The following is a 14,397-nucleotide window of genomic DNA, read 5'->3' as shown; positions in this document are numbered from 1 at the left end:
CATTGTCGGTCCTGCGGGAAGGTTTGCGTTCCCGGCCGGTGCGGCTGGGACATACTCTCTTCTACCGGTTTCCGGGTCAGGCCAGGTGGGGGGATGGTGGACGCTGAACGTACACGTCGGCGCTGGTCCGTGGTGGTACCGGTGAAACGGCTCGCCGCCGCCAAGTCCCGGCTGGCCGGGTTCGCGGGAGCCCGGCGGGGGGAGTTGGCGCTGGCCCTGGCCTGCGACACCGTGCGCGTCGCGGTGGCCACCCCCGGGGTGCGGGCGGTCTTCGCGGTCACCGAGGACGAGACGGCCGCTCCGGTTCTGGGGCGCCTCGGCGCGCACGTGGTCACCGGGGAGCCCGGTACGGGGCTCAACGCCGCGCTGACGCACGGTGCGCACCGCGCCCGCCTGGAGGTCCCGGGGGCGGGGGTGTGCGCGCTCTCGGCCGATCTCCCGGCGTTGCGCGCGGCCGAACTCGCCCGGGTGCTGGCCGCGGCGGCGGCGCATCCCAACGCTTTCCTCGCCGACGCCGTGGGCGTGGGGACCACGCTGTACAGCGCGGCGCCGGACGCGGTGTTCGCGCCGGCGTTCGAGGGGTGGTCGCGGCTGCGGCACCGGGAGCGCGGTGCGGTGGAGATCGAACTGGACGGCGTGCCCACGGTCCGCCGCGATGTGGACACCCCCGACGACCTGCGGGCCGCAGCGGAGCTGGGGGTGGGTCCGCACACCGCCGTGCTGCTGGCCGACCTCGGGGTGGCGCCGGTCGGCGGGTGAGAGACGCTCCCGGCATGCCGCTGCCCGGGGTCCTGTGGCGGATCCCGGGCAGCGGGTACGGTCGGACGTCGTTACTTCTCGTCGCTGTTCACCAGGGCTTTGAAATCAGCGCCGGGACGGAACTTCGGAACGAAGCTCGCGGGGACGTTGATGGTGGCTCCGGTCGAGGGGTTACGGGCGGTGCGGGCCGCACGTTCGGCCTTCTCGAAAACCCCGAACCCGGTGATGGCCACCTTGTCGCCCTTGGCGACGGTCTGCTGGATCGTGTCCAGCACGGCGTTGACGGCTTCGGTGGCGGTCTTCTTGTCTCCCAGCCGCCCCGAAATCGCGTCGATCAGATCACGCTTGTTCATGGTTCCTCCGGTTCCCCCTTGCTCGCTTGAAACTAGGGGAAACCGGGGGTCGGACACAAACACAAACGCCTGTCACATCAGCGTGTCGGGGCTTTCTCGGCCGCTTCGGCCAGCTCGACGAGCATGCGGTCCAGGCGCTCCGACGCCTGGACCGGGTCTCGTTTGACACGCTCTGTCACCATCAAAAGCCTACGAATCGCCGGAATTCGGACAGATTCGGGAAGTGCGTTGGCGCGGCTGTGGGCTTCTTTGAGCCGCTTCGCCAAATCTCGGTAAAACTCCCGCTCCGCCGCGGATTCCGGGGTCTCATCGGCTTCCTGCGGATCTACTGGGTGACCGGCAGCCACGGCTTGCGGCGCTTCTCGTACTCGGTGATGGCGTCGGTGTGGCGCAGCGTCAGGTCGATGTCGTCGAGGCCCTCCATGAGCCGCCACCGGGTGTAGTCGTCCAGCTCGAACGGCTCGACGAGCTCACCGGCCCGCACCTGGCGCTCCACCAGGTCGACCGTGATCTCGGTGGCGGGGTCGGCCTCCACCATCGTCCACAACTGCTCGATGACCGGCTGCGGCAGCACGACCGTCAGCAGCCCCCCCTTGAGGGAGTTGCCGCGGAAGATGTCGGCGAAGCGGGAGGACAGCACGGCCTTGAACCCGTAGTTCTGCAGGGCCCACACCGCGTGCTCGCGGGAGGAGCCGGTGCCGAAGTCGGGACCGGCGATCAGGACGGTGCCGCCGGAGTACTCGGGCTTGTTCAGCACGAAGTCGGGGTCGGCGCGCCAGGCGGCGAACAGGCCGTCCTCGAAACCGGTGCGGCTGACCCGCTTCAGGTAGACGGCGGGGATGATCTGGTCGGTGTCCACGTTGCTGTAGCGCAGCGGCACGGCGCGGCCGGTGTGGACGGTGAACTTCTCCATGTCGATGTCCTAGGAAGTCGCGGGCGGGCTACAGGTCGGCGGGCGAGGACAGCGTTCCGCGCACCGCTGTGGCGGCGGCGACCAGCGGCGACACCAGGTGGGTGCGGCCGCCCTTGCCCTGTCGTCCCTCGAAGTTGCGGTTGGAGGTGGAGGCGCTGCGCTCGCCGGGACTGAGCGTGTCGGGGTTCATGCCCAGGCACATCGAGCAGCCCGCCTCGCGCCATTCGGCCCCGGCGGCCTTGAAGACCTCGTCCAGGCCCTCGGCCGCGGCCTGCTCCTTGACCCGCTGCGAGCCGGGGACGACCAGCATGCGCACGTCGTCGGCGACCCTGCGGCCCCGGATGACCTCGGCGGCGGCGCGCAGGTCCTCGATCCGGCCGTTGGTGCACGAGCCGACGAAGACGGTGTCGACCCTGACCTCGCGCAGCGGGGTGCCCGGGGCCAGGTCCATGTAGGCCAGCGCCTTCTCGGCGGCGGCGCGCTCGGTGGGGTCGGTGAAGGAGGCCGGGTCGGGCACCGCGGAGTCCAGCGGAGCGCCCTGGCCGGGGTTGGTGCCCCAGGTGACGAACGGGCTGAGCTCGTCGGCGTCGAGGAAGACCTCGTGGTCGAAGGTGGCGTCCTCGTCGGTGACGAGGCTCTTCCAGTACTCGACGGCCCGGTCCCACAGTTCGCCCTCGGGGGCGTGCGGGCGGCCCTTGATGTAGTCGAAGGTGGTCTGGTCGGGAGCGATCATCCCGGCGCGGGCGCCCGCCTCGATCGACATGTTGCAGATGGTCATGCGGGCTTCCATCGACAGCGAGCGGATGGCCTCGCCCCGGTACTCGATGACGTAGCCCTGACCGCCGCCGGTGCCGATCTTGGCGATCACCGCGAGGATGATGTCCTTGGCGGTCACGCCCGGCTTGAGGGTTCCGGAGACGTTGACGGCCATGGTCCTGAAGGGCGTCAGCGGCAGGGTCTGGGTGGCCATGACGTGCTCGACCTGGCTGGTGCCGATGCCGAAGGCCAGCGCGCCGAACGCGCCGTGCGTGCTGGTGTGGCTGTCGCCGCAGACGATGGTCATGCCCGGCTGGGTGAGACCCAACTGGGGGCCGATGACGTGCACGATGCCCTGGTCGATGTCGCCCATCTGGTGCAGGCGCACCCCGAAGTCGGAGGCGTTCTTGCGCAGGGTCTCGACCTGGGTGCGCGACACCGGGTCGGCGATCGGCAGGAAGATGTTCTCGGTGGGGACGTTGTGGTCCTCGGTGGCGATGGTGAGGTCCGGGCGGCGCAGCGTCCGGTCGGCCAGGCGCAGTCCCTCGAACGCCTGGGGGCTGGTCACCTCGTGCACCAGGTGCAGGTCGATGTAGAGCAGGTCGGGTTCGCCCTCAGCTCGCCTGACGACGTGCTCCTCCCAGACCTTTTCGGCCATCGTGCGGGCCATGTGCGACGCCTCCTCGCGTCTCGACGGTGTTGTCGTGGAGTTCTCGCCACCACGCGCAGGTCCCATCGGCGACCGGCGCGGAAATCCTCCCTACGCTGTCCGCACGTACGGGCTGGCGGATTTGCATTCCAAATAGCGAGACGGCAATATCAAGCCATGGACAACTCTAGCCCATCCAGCGGCGTCGGTGTGCTGGACAAGACGATGTCGGTCCTCGACGCGCTGGAGTCCGGTCCCGCCTCGCTGGCGCAGCTGGTGCGGATCACCGGTCTGGCCCGGCCCACCGCGCACCGGCTGGCGGTCGCGTTGGAGCGGCACCGCATGGTCGCCCGCGACAGCCAGGGACGGTTCGTCCTGGGGCCCCGGCTCAACGAGTTGTCCATCGCCACCGGCGAGGACCGGCTGCTGGCCATCGCCAACCCGGTGCTCGTCCAACTGCGCGACCTCACCGGGGAGAGCGCGCAGCTGTACCGCCGCCAGGGCGAAGTCCGGGTGTGCGTGGCCGCGGCCGAGCGCGCCAGCGGCCTGCGCGACACCGTTCCGGTGGGCAGCGAACTGCCCATGAACGCGGGGTCGGCCGCCCAGATCCTGCTGGCGTGGGAGGACTCCGAGCGTATCCGCCGCGCCCTGCGCGGCGCGCACTTCACCGCCGCGACCCTGTCCCAGGTGCGCCGCCGCCGGTGGGCCCAGAGCGTGGGCGAGCGCGAGCCGGGGGTGGCCTCGGTCTCGGCGCCGGTCACCGCCCCGGGCGGACGCATCATCGCCGCGATCTCGGTCTCCGGTCCGCTGGAGCGCCTCACCCGCTCCCCCGGCCGCCTGCACGCGTCCGCGGTGGTGTCCGCCGCGGAGAAGATCAGCGAGGCCCTGCGCAGCGTCTAGGAGGAGGCCCGAGGGTCCGGCTCCGAGCCGGCCCGGGGGTCGTGAGACCGGTGCCGGGAAGCTCGGGGACGGGGAAGCCCCGGGGACCGCGGCCCGAGGGGAGGGTTGAGACCTCCGCTCCAGGGAGCCGAGGCCGCCTGGAGAGACCTCCCCCTACTCCAGGGGAATCCGCAGCACCCGGTCGTCCTCCGAGGCGGGAGAGCCCCGGCCGTCGCGGTTGCTGGTGGTGATCCAGAGTGCCCGCTCCCCCGGTTCGACCTCGACCGCGCGCAGGCGGCCGTAGTCCTCGACGAGGAAGTCGTCGGGGGAGCGGACCGGGTCGCCGGCGTCGCCGGTCAGCGGCACCTGCCACAGGCGCTCCCCGCGCAGCGCCGCCGCCCACAGCGCGCCGCCCGCGATCGCCGCCCCGCTGGGAGACGCCTCGTCGGGGGTCCAGGTGACCACCGGGTCGACGTACTCCGACTCGCCCCCGGTTCCCTCGACCTCCGGCCAGCCGTAGTTGTTGCCCGCCTCGATCACGTTGACCTCGTCGAAGGCGTTCTGGCCGAACTCGGTGGCATACATCCGCCCGTCGACGTCCCAGGCCAGGCCCTGCACGTTGCGGTGCCCGTAGCTGTGGACGAGGTTGCCGAAGGGGGCGTCCTCGACCGGTTCGCCGTCGGGGGTCATCCGCAGGATCTTGCCCGCCAGGGAGTCGGTGTCCTGGGCGAGGTCCTCCCGTCCCGCGTCACCGGTTCCCGCGTACAGCGTCCCGTCGGGACCGAACTCGATCCGCCCGCCGTTGTGGTTGCCCGCCTTGGGAATACCGTCCACGATCACCTCCGCCTCCCCGAAGCCGTCGGCGGGGTCGTAGGTCATGCGGACGATCCGGTTGTCGGACTCGGCGGTGAAGTAGGCGTAGACCAGCGAGTCCTCCTCGAAGGAGGGGGAGACCGCGAGTCCCATCAGACCGCCCTCGCCTCCGGGCACCACCCCGTCGACCGTTCCGACCTCGGTCACGGCGCCGTCGGACCCGACCCGGACGACGCGCCCGGAATCCCGTTCGGACACCAGCGCCGCGCCGTCGGGCAGGAACGCGACCGCCCAGGGAACGCTCAGCCCGGTGGCGACGACGTCCACCTCGCCGGGCCGCGGGGGCTGCCCCGGTGACGCGGCCTCCTCCGGGGTGTCCGCCGGTGCCGGAGTCGCGGGGCCGCCCGTCCGGTCGGCTCCGTCCGCGCAACCCGCGGCCAGCAGCAGCGTCGCCGCGGCCACCGATATCCATCGTCCGCCCATGGTGTCTCTCACGCCTCGCGGGAGTTCGGGGAGTGCCGTCGTTCGTCGTCTGCCCGTTCGACGAACACTCACACCCGCCACAGCAGCGCGACGGCGGAAACAGCAGACGCCCCGCCTCGAACGAGGCGGGGCGTCGTGTGGTACCCCCGACCGGATTTGAACCGGCGTTACCGCCTTGAGAGGGCGGCGTCCTGGGCCGCTAGACGACGGGGGCCTGAGACGTTCGGGACAACCCTACCGGAGTCCGGCGGGAGCCGTGTCCCGATCCCGGAAGAAACCCCCACACGGAGGGGAGTCTCTTTCCGTGAGTACCCCCGACCGGATTTGAACCGGCGTTACCGCCTTGAGAGGGCGGCGTCCTGGGCCGCTAGACGACGGGGGCCGTGGACGACTGAGAAGTCGTGGTGGAGGTTCGACACGGATGGCTTCCGAGGAGGACCACCGCTGGGGTACCAGGACTCGAACCTAGACTAACTGAACCAGAATCAGTCGTGCTGCCAATTACACCATACCCCAGTGCTCACCGGAGACCGGTCCGTCTTGGGAACCGCTCCCCTGGGCGCAGGCATAACTCTAGCGGACATCCGGCGTGCTCGCGAACGGATTGCCGCCCGGCGGAAGCGGGGCGGCGCGCCGCCCCGCTTCCGGTCATTCGCCGACGGCCCTGAGCCTGGACAGAGCGGCGCGCAGCCGCTCCTGGACGCGCCCCCGGCCGAGCAGCTCCAGTGACTCGAACAGCGGCAGCCCCACCGTGCGCCCGGTGACCGCGACCCGCACCGGGGCCTGGGCCTTGCCGAGCTTGAGCCCCTGGGCCGCGGCGACCTCCTCCAGGGCCGCCTTGAGCGGCTCGGCCCGCCACTCCAGGTCCGGATCGGAGAAGCGCTCCAGGGCGGCGGTGAGCATCTCCTCGCCCACCCCCGGCTTCATGGCCTTGTTCCAGCTCTTCTCGTCCTCGACCGGCCGGTCCAGGAAGAGGAAGTCGACGTAGGCCACGATCTCGCTGAGCACCGCCACCCGGCTCTGCGCCAGCGGCGCGACGGCCTCGAACGCCTCCGCGTCGAAGTTCTCCGCCGGCCACGGGGCGGTCTCCGACCCCAGCCACGGCGCGCAGCGCTCGACGAACTCGGTCACGCCGAGCGCGCGGATGTACTCGCCGTTGAACGCGCGCAGCTTCTTCTCGTCGAAGAAGGCGCTGGAACTGTTGACGTCCTCCAACCGGAACAGCGGCACCATCTCGGCGAACGGCATGATCTCGCGGTCCTCGCCGGGCCCCCAGCCGAGCAGCATCAGGTAGTTGACCATCGCCTCGGGCAGGAACCCCTCGGCCAGGTAGTCCTCCAGGGCGACCTTGTCCCGGCGCTTGGACAGCTTCTGCCGCTTCTCGTTCACGATCACCGGCAGGTGCGCCCAGACCGGAGGGGTGCGGCCCAGCGCCTCCCACAGCAACTGCTGCTTGGGGGTGTTGGACAGGTGCTCCTCTCCGCGCACGACGTGCGTGATGTCCATCTCGACGTCGTCGACCACGTTGGCCAGCACGAACAGCGGCGAGCCGTCGGCGCGCGCGATCACGAAGTCCTCGATCGCGCTGTGCTCGAACTCGACCCGTCCCCGGATCCGGTCGTCGACCACGGTGGGACCGCCGTCGGGCACCCGGAAGCGCAGCGCCCGGCCCGGCCCCGGCTCCAGTCCCCGGTCGCGGCAGAACCCGTCGTAGCCGAGGTGGGGGTTGCCGCGGCGCTCCTGCACCTGTTCGCGGGTGCAGTCGCAGTAGTAGGCCCGGCCGTTCTTGTACAGCGTCTCGGCGACCTCGCGGTGCTTGTCGGCGTAGGACGACTGGAAGTAGGGGCCCTCGAAGTGCGGGTCCCGCTCGTCGATGCCGAGAGCGGACAGGGCGCGCAGGATGCCCTCGGTCCACTCGGGCCGGTTGCGCGCGGCGTCGGTGTCCTCGATCCGCAGCACGAACCTGCCGTCCGGCTGTTGCAGGGCGAGCGCCCAGTTGAACAGCGCCGAGCGTGCGCCGCCGACGTGGAACATCCCCGTCGGGGAGGGCGCGAAGCGGGTGCGAATAGCCTTGTCAGTCACGGATTCAGCCTATCGGGGCGGACCGCTCCGGGTGGTGCGCGGCGGATCGCCCGCCGTCTCCGCTTCGAGGAAGCCCCGCAGCCCGTCGAGCAGGCGCAGCAGCCCGAACTCGAAGGCGATGTCGATGTCGGGCGGGTCGGGGGCCGCGAAGAGCGCCGCGTAGCGGCCGCTCTCCTCGAACCGCGAGAGGTGCTCTTCCTGGGAGTCCCACCAGTCCCGCGCGCTGACGCCGGTCTCGTTCTCCTCCTCGATGTCGAGGCCGAGCTGGCAGGCCATGCCCATGACGTAGCCGGTCACGGAGACGACCGCGTACAGGGCGGTCGACGGGTCGTGCCCGCGCGAGGTGAGCAGCCGCACCATCCAGTCGGTGTGGGCGATCGTGCCCGGGGTGAGCAGCGGGCGCGGCAGTGACACCACCCGGGCCATCCACGGGTGCCTCCGGAACATCTCCCAGTGCTGGCGCGCGGCCAGTTCCAGTCCGTCGCGCCAGTCCTCCGGGGGATCGGGCAGGGAGTGCTCGGTGAACACGGCGTCGGCCATGAGCAGGACGAGGTCGTCCTTGGCGGAGACGTACCGGTACAGGGCCATGGTGCTGACGCCGAGTTCGGTGGCCACCCTGCGCATGGACAGCCCCTGGATGCCCTCGGCGTCGGCGACGGAGACCGCCGCGCGCACGATCGCCGCGTGGTTGAGCCCGGTCTCCGTTCCCCGGGGGCGGGGGCGTCGGGGGGTTTCGGTCTGTTCCGGTCCCCGGGGACGCGGGGGGACGGGCGGCCCCTGCACGACGCTGCCGACACCGGGCAGCGCGCGGATCAGCCCCTCGTTGCGCAGTGCGGTGAGGGCCTTGGTGGCCGTGGCCATCGCGACCCCCCAGCGGCGGGTGATCTCGCGGGTGGAGGGTACCCGGTCTCCCGGGCGGAGTTCGCCGGACTCGATACGTGAGCGAATGTCGGCCGCGATCCGCGCGTAGGGCGGCTCCCGGCGGCTGGCGGAATGGTTCACGAGGTCCTCCCAACACCTCCGAAGTGCCGCCAGTGTACTAGTGCATTAGGCGACACGGCGGACACCGGGGCCGTGTCGCCGCACCTTCGCGCCCGTCTTCCGCACCTTCACCGCAGGCATCCCGCATCCTCGGGTGCCCTAGGACACCGGGACAGCAGAAGCTCCGAGAAAAATGGGTACTTACCGCCCTGTTTATCACATACACTCAAAGGCGGCACAGCGGGGACCCACTCCGCCCGGCTCGAGAAGGTGAACCATGACCAGACCCGACCGCCCTGGAGATCCGTCGCCGGACAACGGTGTTACCGACGTACACAACCAGCAGGCGGCATCCGTCGCGGCCCGGATCCGCGGCCCGGTCCGTTCGGGCGAGCGCGCTCTGGCCCCGGACCTGGCGCGCGGTTTCATGCTGCTGCTGATCGCGCTCGCCAACACCGTCTGGTACCTGTGGGCGGTCGACTCCTCCGGCCTGGTCGCCCATCCGCTCGACGGTTCGGCGGCCGACCGGATCGTGCAGGGCGTCCTGATCACCGTGGTGGACGGGCGCACCTACCCCATGTTCGCCTTCCTGTTCGGCTACGGCATGGTGCAGATGTGGAACCGCCAGCGCGCCGCCGGAGCCACTGAGAAGGACGTGCGCGCCCTGCTGCGCCGCCGCAACCTGTGGCTGCTCGTCTTCGGCTTCGTGCACGCCGCCCTGCTGTGGTTCGGCGACATCCTGGGCGCCTACGGCTTCGTCGGCCTGGTCTTCGGCTGGCTCTTCCTGCGCCGCGCCGACCGCACCCTCCTCGTCTGGGCCACGGTCCTCGCCGGTCTGCTCACGGCCGTGACGGCGCTGGCCCTGCTGGGAGCGCTCGTGGCTCCGGAGGCGGCCACCACGGCGACCTCCCCGGACCCCGCCTCCGGCCTGCTGTTCCCCTCGCCCGCGCTCAACTCCGAGGAGGACTACCTCACCTCGGTCGTGCTGCGCGTCGTGCCCTGGCTCTTCCTGGTGGTGGCGCAGGGACTGCTGACCCTGACCATCCCGACCGCGCTGCTGCTGGCCTTCTGGGCGGCCCGCCGCCGCATCCTGGAGGAGCCCGGCAGCCACCTGGGGCTGCTGCGCACCGTCGCCTTCGTCGGCATCCCCCTGGGCTGGCTCGGCGGCCTGCTCCACGCCCTGCACCACCTCGGGCTTCTCGACCTTCCGCAGGCGGTGGGCGAGGCACTGCTCTCCGTCGCCTCGGCGACCGGGCTGGCCACCGGGGTGGGCTACGTCGCCCTGTTCGGCCTCATCTCCCACCGGCTGAGCCGCCGCGCCGCCACCGGACCCGCCGTCACCGCCCTCACCGCCGTCGGCAAGCGCTCCCTGTCCAGCTACCTCGCCCAGTCCGTGCTGTGCGCCCCCGTCCTGGCCGCCTGGGGCTTCGGCCTGGGCGCCCATCTGCACAGCGCCACCATGGCCCTCTACGCCGTCGGCGTCTGGCTCGCCACCGTCGTCCTCGCTTACCTGCAGGAACGCGCAGGACAGCGCGGCCCCGCCGAGGTGCTGCTGCGCAGGCTCGCCTACCGGACCCCGGCGCGCCGGTAGGGCCGGGCCCTCCGGTCGAGGCCCGTGCCGCCGCCCGGTGGGGCGGCGGCACGGGCCTCGACCGTGCGGCTGGTGACCGGGGCACGGCTGTTCACCCGGGGCCGGGCGGACAGGCTCTCCTTCGCCCCGTGGCGGACGAGGAGCCCACGAACACGAACGCCTCCGGCTGCCCCGGGACGGGATCTCCTCCGCGGTCCCGTCCTCCTCGCGTCAGGACCGCCGACGGTCAGTCGCGGGTGACCACCCGGTTGGTCAGTTCGCCGATCCGTTCGACCGCCACCGTCATGTGCTGGCCCACCTCGACCGGGCCGACTCCGGCGGGGGTGCCGGTGAGGATGACGTCGCCGGGCAGCAGCGTCATGAACGAACTCACGTAGGCGACGAGTTCGGGAATGCCGTGGATCATCTGGGCGGTGCTGGCGTCCTGGCGGACCTCGCCGTCCACGGTGGTGGTGATGCGCAGGTCCGCCGCCTCCTCCAGACTCAGGCCGGTCTCGATCCACGGGCCGAGCGGGCAGAAGGAGTCGAAGCCCTTGGCTCGGGTCCACTGCTTGTCGGTCTGCTGCAGGTCGCGGGCGGTGACGTCGTTGCCGACGGTGTAGCCGAAGACGACGTCCTTGACCCGCTCGGCGGGAACCTCACGGCAGAGTCGGCCGATGACCACGGCCAGTTCGCCCTCGTAGTCCACCCGCGAGGAGAGCGCCGGATAGAAGACCGGGTCGTTGGGGCCGACCACGGCGCTCGAAGGCTTGAGAAAGACCACCGGCTCCGCCGTGCTCCCGCCGGTGATGTCCGCCATCTCCGCGACGTGCTCGGCGTAGTTCTTGCCGATGCACACGACCTTGGTGGGCAGTACCGGGGACAGCAGTCGCACGTCCTCGAGCTTGGCGCGCTCCCCGGTGAGCTGGATCTGTCCCAGCAGCGGGTGCCCCTTGAGCCGGGAGACGAACCGGTTGCCCCCGTCGTCGGTGTCGACCAGGCCGAAACCGACCTCGTCACCGGCCGAGAACCTCGCGATGCGCACGGGATTCCCTCTCAATCCTTCAGGTGCGGTTGGTTCACGTCAGGCTATCGATTCCCCGTTTTCGGACCATTGACTCCACGATCCAGTGCTGTCCGTTTTCCTTTTTGTCCACTTCTGCATCCCACACCCGCGGAGACCGGGTCCGCGACGGGGAGAGACAGGCCCGACACGGTCCGTCCTCGGTCCGCGGCCACATAATCCCACTTAACGGAGTGTTTACATCTTGTCATGGAATGGCTACTCTCTTTTGGGAGCGCTCCCGTGTCGCCCGTCACACAGCATCGTGAACGGCGTCACGGACAACGCTCATATGTGACATACGGTTCGACCCTCCTTCCGATCCGTATATGGGAGCGCTCCCATATACGGTCCCTATCCCTGGCCATCCCGAGCAGACCCAATCCCCCGCCCCGATCCCCGCTCACCTGTCGGAGGCAACAGTGCTTCGCATCCCCCGCGCCCCTCCGGGACGCCCGACTGTCCGCGTGCGCATCGCCGACCAGTCGCCCGAACGCTGTCGCGTCCGGTTCTCCCGACTGCTCCCCCTCTACGCGAGAACATCCTCCAACCAAGGAAGACACCAAGATGAGTAAAGTTCGTGCCACGAACCGGCGTTCGTGGCTGAGGCGCGGCTTCGCAACCGCCTCCAGCCTGGCGCTCGGCGCCTCGATGGTGGCGCTCGCCGCTCCGGCCAACGCCGCTGGTTGTTCGGTGGACTACCAGGTCAACTCCTGGGGCAGCGGCTTCACCGCCAGTGTGACCATCACCAACCTGGGCAGCGCGCTCAGCAACTGGACGCTGGAGTGGGACTTCCCCGGCAACCAGCAGGTGACGAACCTGTGGAACGGCTCCTACAGCCAGTCCGGCCAGCACGTCTCGGTTGACAACGCCCCGTACAACGGCTCCGTCGGTGAGGGCGGCACCGTCAACTTCGGCTTCAACGGCTCCTACTCGGGCAGCAACGACATCCCCACCTCGTTCAGCCTGAACGGTGTGACCTGCGACGGCTCCGTCGACCCCGACCCGCCGACCGACCCGACCGACCCGCCGACCGACCCGACCGACCCGCCGACCGACCCGACCGACCCGCCGACCGACCCGACCGACCCGCCCACCGACCCCGGTGAGCGCGTCGACAACCCGTTCGTGGGCGCCCAGGGCTACGTGAACCCGGTGTGGTCGGCCAAGGCCGCCGCCGAGCCCGGCGGTTCCGCGGTCGCCAACGAGTCCACCGCCGTCTGGCTGGACCGCATCGGCGCCATCGAGGGCAACGACAGCGCCACCACCGGCTCCATGGGTCTGCGCGACCACCTCGACGAGGCCGTCGCCCAGGCCGACGGCGACCCGCTGGTCATCCAGGTGGTCATCTACAACCTGCCGGGCCGCGACTGCGCCGCGCTGGCCTCCAACGGTGAACTCGGACCGGAAGAGATCGACCGGTACAAGAACGAGTACATCGACCCGATCGCCGACATCATGAGTGACTACGCGCAGTACGACAACCTGCGCATCGTCAACATCATCGAGATCGACTCGCTGCCCAACCTGGTCACCAACACCACTGACAACGCTGGTGGCACCGAGCTGTGCGACCAGATGAAGGCCAACGGCAACTACGTCAACGGCGTCGGCTACGCGCTGGCCACCCTGGGCGACATCCCCAACGCCTACAACTACGTTGACGCCGCCCACCACGGCTGGATCGGCTGGGACACCAACTTCGGTCCCTCCGCCGAGATCTTCTACGAGGCCGCCAACGCCTCCGGCGCCACCGTGGACGACGTGCACGGCTTCATCGCCAACACGGCCAACTACTCCGCCCTGGAGGAGCCGTACCTGGACGTCAACGGCACCGTCAACGGCCAGATGATCCGCCAGTCCGACTGGGTCGACTGGAACCAGTACGTCGACGAGCTGTCCTTCGCGCAGGACCTGCGCCAGGAACTGGTCTCGGTCGGCTTCAACTCCGACATCGGCATGCTGATCGACACCTCCCGCAACGGCTGGGGCGGCCCCGAGCGGCCCACCGGCCCCTCCTCGGCGACCGACCTGAACACCTACGTCGAAGAGAGCCGCATCGACCGCCGCTTCAACCCCGGCAACTGGTGCAACCAGGCCGGCGCGGGTCTGGGCGAGCGTCCCACCGCGGCCCCCGAGCCCGGTATCGACGCCTACGTCTGGGCCAAGCCTCCGGGCGAGTCCGACGGTGCGAGCGAGTACATCGAGAACGACGAGGGCAAGGGCTTCGACGAGATGTGCGACCCGGCCTACGGGGGCAACGCCCGCAACGGCAACAGCCCCTCGGGTGCGCTGCCCAACGCGCCCATCTCCGGCCACTGGTTCTCCGCCCAGTTCCAGGAGCTGCTGGCCAACGCCTACCCCCCTCTGTAACGAGGAGCCAGGCGCGGGCTGACAGTCCCCTCGGGCACTGACAGCGACACCGGAAACCGGAGAAGGCGCCCGTCCACCGTCGCGGTGGGCGGGCGCCGCCTCGTCTCGGCCCGCGTCCCGCAGCCACGGACGCGGGCCGCCGCGTTCCGGTGATGTCGGACACCGCGCGCGCCGCACGGAAACGCCGAGAAGGCCCGCCCTGAAACGGTCCTCCCCCAGCCCTGCATTAGGTTGGGCCGGAGTTCGACCCACCGTCGATGAAAGGTGACACATGGCCAGTGTGGTGAAATTCAACGTTCTGACGGTGCCGCCCGGCGCCGGCGCCACCCTGGAGGAGCGCTTCGCCAAGCGCGCGGGTCTGGTGGAGAACCAGCCCGGCTTCGAGGAGTTCCAGTTGCTGCGGCCTGTCGAGGGCACCGACAAGTACCTGGTCTACACGCGCTGGCGTTCCGAGGAGGACTTCCGGAACTGGCTGAACAGCCAGTCCTTCCAACAGGGGCACGCCCAGGCGGCCGAGGAGTCCCGGCAGGGCGGCCACGGCCACGGCCACGGCCAGGGCGGACCGGCCGCGACCGGCAGCGAACTCTGGGGCTTCGAGGTGGTCCAGCAGGTTCGCGCCCAGGACTAGACGTCTCTCCCGGTCCTCGGTCCCATGCCGGGGACCTGTTCCCCTTCTCCCCGCTTCCTCCCCCGCACCCCTCTGATCTGCGATGATGGAATGAT

13 protein-coding genes and 3 tRNA genes are annotated in these 14,397 nt (G+C 70.3%); 5 read left to right on the top strand and 11 right to left on the bottom strand.

What is annotated here, in order from left to right; all coding sequences use genetic code 11:
• Positions 1 to 141: 141 nt before the first annotated feature.
• The gene (gene cofC, locus NI17_RS00075) at positions 142 to 759 is read left to right on the top strand and encodes a 2-phospho-L-lactate guanylyltransferase (RefSeq protein ID WP_068687945.1); all 618 of its coding nucleotides are present in this window, start codon (positions 142 to 144) and stop codon (positions 757 to 759) included.
• Positions 760 to 830: 71 nt separating this feature from the next.
• On the opposite strand, the gene NI17_RS00070 is transcribed toward cofC, so the two are convergent.
• The 4 genes from NI17_RS00070 to leuC form a co-directional block, all read right to left on the bottom strand.
• On the bottom strand, positions 831 to 1,112 hold the full coding sequence (locus tag NI17_RS00070) for an HU family DNA-binding protein (RefSeq protein WP_068687632.1): 282 nt from the start codon (positions 1,110 to 1,112) through the stop codon (positions 831 to 833).
• A gap of 77 nt (positions 1,113 to 1,189) precedes the next feature.
• Complete coding sequence (locus NI17_RS24785; RefSeq protein WP_455569263.1) at positions 1,190 to 1,459, bottom strand: SCO5555 family protein; 270 nt, start codon at positions 1,457 to 1,459, stop codon at positions 1,190 to 1,192.
• Entirely contained in the window at positions 1,438 to 2,025 is a 588-nt protein-coding gene (leuD, locus tag NI17_RS00065) for a 3-isopropylmalate dehydratase small subunit (RefSeq protein ID WP_068687631.1), read from the bottom strand. The genes NI17_RS24785 and leuD overlap by 22 nt, the downstream gene beginning before the upstream one ends.
• A 28-nt stretch (positions 2,026 to 2,053) precedes the next feature.
• Positions 2,054 to 3,451: a 3-isopropylmalate dehydratase large subunit gene (gene leuC / locus NI17_RS00060; protein ID WP_068687630.1), complete on the bottom strand. Its 1,398-nt coding sequence runs from the start codon at positions 3,449 to 3,451 to the stop codon at positions 2,054 to 2,056.
• Positions 3,452 to 3,655: 204 nt separating this feature from the next.
• On the opposite strand from leuC, the gene NI17_RS00055 reads away from it, so the two are divergent.
• Positions 3,656 to 4,330 carry an IclR family transcriptional regulator gene (locus tag NI17_RS00055; protein ID WP_068687944.1) on the top strand — a complete coding sequence of 225 codons (675 nt, stop codon included), beginning with the start codon at positions 3,656 to 3,658 and terminating at the stop codon, positions 4,328 to 4,330.
• A gap of 153 nt (positions 4,331 to 4,483) precedes the next feature.
• Here the strand turns inward: NI17_RS00055 and NI17_RS00050 are convergent, their stop codons facing one another.
• The 6 genes from NI17_RS00050 to NI17_RS00025 form a co-directional block, all read right to left on the bottom strand.
• Positions 4,484 to 5,605, bottom strand: coding sequence for a PQQ-dependent sugar dehydrogenase (locus NI17_RS00050; RefSeq protein WP_068687629.1), 1,122 nt, complete (start codon positions 5,603 to 5,605; stop codon positions 4,484 to 4,486).
• 138 nt (positions 5,606 to 5,743) lie between these two features.
• Positions 5,744 to 5,819 (bottom strand) — tRNA-Glu (locus tag NI17_RS00045).
• Positions 5,820 to 5,914: 95 nt separating this feature from the next.
• A tRNA-Glu gene (locus NI17_RS00040) sits at positions 5,915 to 5,987 on the bottom strand.
• Between the two features lie 62 nt (positions 5,988 to 6,049).
• Positions 6,050 to 6,121: transfer RNA gene (locus tag NI17_RS00035), tRNA-Gln, on the bottom strand.
• A 132-nt stretch (positions 6,122 to 6,253) separates the two neighbouring features.
• A complete protein-coding gene (gene gltX, locus NI17_RS00030; RefSeq protein WP_084012334.1) occupies positions 6,254 to 7,687 on the bottom strand; it encodes a glutamate--tRNA ligase in 1,434 nt (477 codons plus the stop codon).
• A 9-nt stretch (positions 7,688 to 7,696) separates the two neighbouring features.
• A complete protein-coding gene (locus NI17_RS00025; protein ID WP_119267887.1) occupies positions 7,697 to 8,689 on the bottom strand; it encodes a TetR/AcrR family transcriptional regulator C-terminal domain-containing protein in 993 nt (330 codons plus the stop codon).
• A gap of 256 nt (positions 8,690 to 8,945) precedes the next feature.
• Here NI17_RS00025 and NI17_RS00020 point away from each other — a divergent pair, with 256 nt between their 5' ends.
• Complete coding sequence (locus tag NI17_RS00020) at positions 8,946 to 10,259, top strand: DUF418 domain-containing protein (protein ID WP_068687626.1); 1,314 nt, start codon at positions 8,946 to 8,948, stop codon at positions 10,257 to 10,259.
• 226 nt (positions 10,260 to 10,485) lie between these two features.
• Here NI17_RS00020 and NI17_RS00015 read toward each other — a convergent pair whose 3' ends face one another.
• Positions 10,486 to 11,283 (bottom strand): fumarylacetoacetate hydrolase family protein, encoded by a 798-nt coding sequence (locus NI17_RS00015; protein WP_068687625.1) that lies wholly within the window; start codon positions 11,281 to 11,283, stop codon positions 10,486 to 10,488.
• A gap of 585 nt (positions 11,284 to 11,868) precedes the next feature.
• Between NI17_RS00015 and NI17_RS00010 the strand changes: the two genes are divergently transcribed.
• Together NI17_RS00010 and NI17_RS00005 are read left to right on the top strand one after the other, a co-directional pair.
• Positions 11,869 to 13,674: a glycoside hydrolase family 6 protein gene (locus tag NI17_RS00010; protein WP_119267886.1), complete on the top strand. Its 1,806-nt coding sequence runs from the start codon at positions 11,869 to 11,871 to the stop codon at positions 13,672 to 13,674.
• A gap of 271 nt (positions 13,675 to 13,945) precedes the next feature.
• Complete coding sequence (locus tag NI17_RS00005) at positions 13,946 to 14,302, top strand: antibiotic biosynthesis monooxygenase family protein (protein WP_068687624.1); 357 nt, start codon at positions 13,946 to 13,948, stop codon at positions 14,300 to 14,302.
• The last annotated feature ends 95 nt before the right edge of the window (positions 14,303 to 14,397 follow it).

The sequence above is a fragment of the Thermobifida halotolerans genome (assembly GCF_003574835.2).
In the GTDB taxonomy this organism is placed as follows: domain Bacteria; phylum Actinomycetota; class Actinomycetes; order Streptosporangiales; family Streptosporangiaceae; genus Thermobifida; species Thermobifida halotolerans.
Note: the sequence above shows the minus strand (reverse complement) of the source record. Positions and strands in the feature narration are given on the sequence as shown.